This is a genomic window from Mesotoga infera, assembly GCA_011045915.1.
Lineage (GTDB): Bacteria > Thermotogota > Thermotogae > Petrotogales > Kosmotogaceae > Mesotoga > Mesotoga infera_D.
Window position 1 is genome coordinate 1 of sequence record DSBT01000031.1, and the last position, 3,278, is coordinate 3,278.

The 3,278-nt window shown below is 42.0% G+C and carries 3 protein-coding genes and 1 pseudogene; 2 read left to right on the forward strand and 2 right to left on the reverse strand.

All coding sequences use genetic code 11. From position 1 onward, the window contains the following. Both ENN47_00960 and ENN47_00965 read right to left on the reverse strand, forming a co-directional pair. Window positions 1-405: MFS transporter (locus ENN47_00960; GenBank protein ID HDP76761.1), on the reverse strand; the 405-nt coding region annotated here is incomplete at its 3' end. A 139-nt stretch (window positions 406-544) separates the two neighbouring features. Beyond that, window positions 545-1,459 (reverse strand): annotated as a pseudogene (locus ENN47_00965) (GNAT family N-acetyltransferase). A 90-nt stretch (window positions 1,460-1,549) separates the two neighbouring features. Between ENN47_00965 and ENN47_00970 the strand changes: the two are divergent. Both ENN47_00970 and ENN47_00975 read left to right on the forward strand, forming a co-directional pair. Continuing rightward, window positions 1,550-2,443, forward strand: a complete 894-nt coding sequence (locus tag ENN47_00970) for a membrane-binding protein (GenBank protein HDP76762.1) — start codon at window positions 1,550-1,552, stop codon at window positions 2,441-2,443. Window positions 2,444-2,746: 303 nt separating this feature from the next. Further along, window positions 2,747-3,278, forward strand: a 532-nt coding sequence (locus tag ENN47_00975) for a hypothetical protein (protein HDP76763.1), incomplete at its 3' end; no start/stop codon positions are given.

Below are 3,278 nucleotides of genomic sequence, written 5' to 3' on the forward strand. Positions count from 1 at the left end.
CAATATCGATAGTTCTCTTGAAGTATTCCTGACTGAATCCCGTGAATGCTCTGTGCTCAGAGCCATTGCTATAGGTTCGAACCCAGCGGTGAAGAAGGCAATCAGTGAAGAAAAAAGAATGAATACTATTGGAATCTCAATTACTGAATAGGCAAAGTAGAGAAGAGCCGGCGTAAGTACAAGTAACATCACAAGTAGTTTTCGTTTCTTAAGTCCGTCAGATATTGCTCCCCAGGCCGGAGAACCGAAAGTCTCCACAGCTCCTCTCACTGTTGTAAGAAGCCCAACCATAAGAAGTGAGGCCCCAAGTTCTCTTAGCTTAAGCTGCAAGAGCAAGCCAAAACCGAACATCACAAAGAACACTAACAGAGATGTCAGCAAGAGTGGAAGACGTTTGTCATGCAAGGGAGATTCTCCTTTAGTTTGATTGACTTATTAATTATAGCATCAGCTTCCGATCCCTCAAGTTAGGCTAAATCATCGCATTGTGGATTCAAATTCGATCCAAAGGCCTTCACGTTTGATAAGAAATCCGACTCTCTTCTTAGTTTTCCAGCTTCTTCTCCAGAAGAACTGAGAATTCTTTCATACCAGTAGCTTCAGACCATAAATGATAATCGCTTTCATATGCACAATCAAAGAAGGATTCTTCAACCCCTCTCCTGAATAGATAATCGTTGAGAAATAAGAGTAGGTCTCTTCCTATACCCATTCGACGAAAACGTTTGCTGATAAAAACAAACTCTATGAATCCAAGAAAACTGTAAGTCATCAGATCTTCGAAGACGGAATAGATTAGAACTCCCGCCATTTCTTCATCTTGCCGGCAAACAAGAATTTTACCTCCAGAGTCCAAGATTTCATTCAGGCGAAAGAACAACTCACTTGGCGTCGTTTGGAGCTGGCGGTTAATGATTGAGGGGGAAGAAGAGATTTCGACAAAGACTTTTCGAAGATCTTCAGGAAGACCATGGAGGATTTCGAAGGCGTTTGGCTTAGATTCCAGGAGTCGTTTATCGGTACTGAAGGTGATTCTCTTTTCGCTAAAACCCTCACTTTTCAGCATATGCCATCCAGTCCCGAATCTATAAGTATTGCCGGTAATCTTCTGAAAAAAAGGCTTAAGCTCCTTTAAAGCAGACCTAAGAAGAGTTCTTCCTGCTCCCACTCCTCAGTACTCTTTCTTGACATACAGATCATAGATGTGTCCAGATAAATTGGAAGAAAACCGCTCCTCCTTATGAGGTCCAAAGTGGATGTGTCCTAAGATTTCTCCATGGCCTCTCAATACAAGCAAACTGTCGCCTCTCTCGAGAAAATCAGAATAGACCTCCTCAACCGGCCTGAGTTCTGAAAGCGAATACCTACCGTTACTCGATTCGGGAATCGAGTAATACATTTTCTCCATAATCTCTCTTGCCTCTTCAGAAGAGGGCCTATCGACATAAAAACCATTCATGATATTCTGCCGCCCATAGGGTAGATAATTGATACCGTTTCTTTCTGACTCCTGTATGATTATATTAACTTAGCACATGGAGGTGTAGCAGTGAAAAGAATCTCTCTACTATTGGTCTTGTTTGTCTTCTCTATGATTGCGCTTGGACAATCGGAGTTCATGATACCTATGAACACCGAGGATTTCGGATTGAGAGGACCCGTTAAGTCGGCAAAAATACTATACCCTGAGAACGAAATGGATCTGGGAGTTGACGAAGAGTTCGTCCTCTCTGGATACAGTGTTCTTTCTTTTAACGAAAATGGCAGTCTTGTTTCGCAGATTGAATATGACAAAGACGGCAATGAGCAGAGTGCAATACTCTTCAATTACGACACCGATGGAAAATTGCTTTCTGTGTCTGGAAGAGAGAATGGTGTTGAGGAAAACGTCGATGAAATAAAGGTCGAAAATGGAAGAATTGCTGGAATAATCGTTGAAGACTCTGAAGGCGACTCAAATCTGGTTATGGAATATGATGAAGCCGGAAGACTGATCGCTCAGAAGATCAGTGGAATGAGCGAAGGACAGGAAATCGAGATGACCATCTCAATGAAATACGATGACAACGGAAACCTTGTTGAGGAATCCTTTGGAATGATGGGTATGGTCCTTACAAAGACCGTTTTCGAATACAACGATAAGAATCAGAGCGTTAGAGAACTAGAGTATATGTACATGTTCGCAGAACCCGGAAGCGAACCGGAACCTATTGAATCTATTCTTGAATACAACGAGATGGGCGATGTTGTTCTAAGAGTATCCGACAGTGCGTTTGGTGAAGAGAAAGAAGCCGTTGTTTACGAATATGAATACGATTCGATGGGAAACTATATACATAAGGTTGCTTACTATGTTATGGACATCGCGGAGCTCCAGAACGAAAACTGGAAAGAAACGGCAATGATTGAAGAAGAAGAGACACGAGAAATTGAGTATTACTGATTGAATCAATAAGAAAAAGAGGGTGGAAACACCCTCTTTTTAATTATGAAATCGCTTGATATAGATTCTTTTCTGTTCGTTTGCTTTGACTTCACATTCGATTTCTTTTCCACTACTTTTCACTACAGTACACACCCATAGCCACATAAAATGAGATTTTGTTAATCTAAATTGTAATGGTTAGATCAGTAACCAGTCATAATCTGTACGCACTGACAGAGCCTATAATTAGGTGCAAAATGACTTAATGATATATAGTCCGTATAGGAAAACGAAATCTCCGCATGAGGGGTAGGTGATACTATGCGGCTAAAGAAGATAATGACAATATTACTCGCTGCTATAGTGGTTCTTCTAATATTGTCTTCCTGTATCCCAAAGGATCCCGTTGCCGCTGCCACGAAGAAGTTCATTCAGTTCATAGAATCCGAAGGAGAACCCGAAGGTCCGTTCACCGGACTTCTTCTGGGTGAAGTTGGAGAGGGAGACGTTATCGGTTCTGAGACCGCTGGAGGACAACAACTTCAGTTCCAGCTGCAGGCAGTAAATCAGGCCGGCTATTTTTTCTATCTTGACGAAGCACCGGGAGCGTTCTATGATCATCCTGGAAAACTCGTTGTTATCTCCAAGAGCGGCCAGATAATTTTTGAAGAAGACACTGAAGGCTGGCCAACACTCAATGGGAATATGGTTACAGCGATGAGCGACAGGGAAGTCTATGCCACCGCAGTTATCTGGGACAAATGGAAGATGATCAAACCGATTATCACAGTAATAGATATCGATTGGATTATCCGATTTCTAAGGATAAAAGGAGCCGTAATAACCAGTGGAC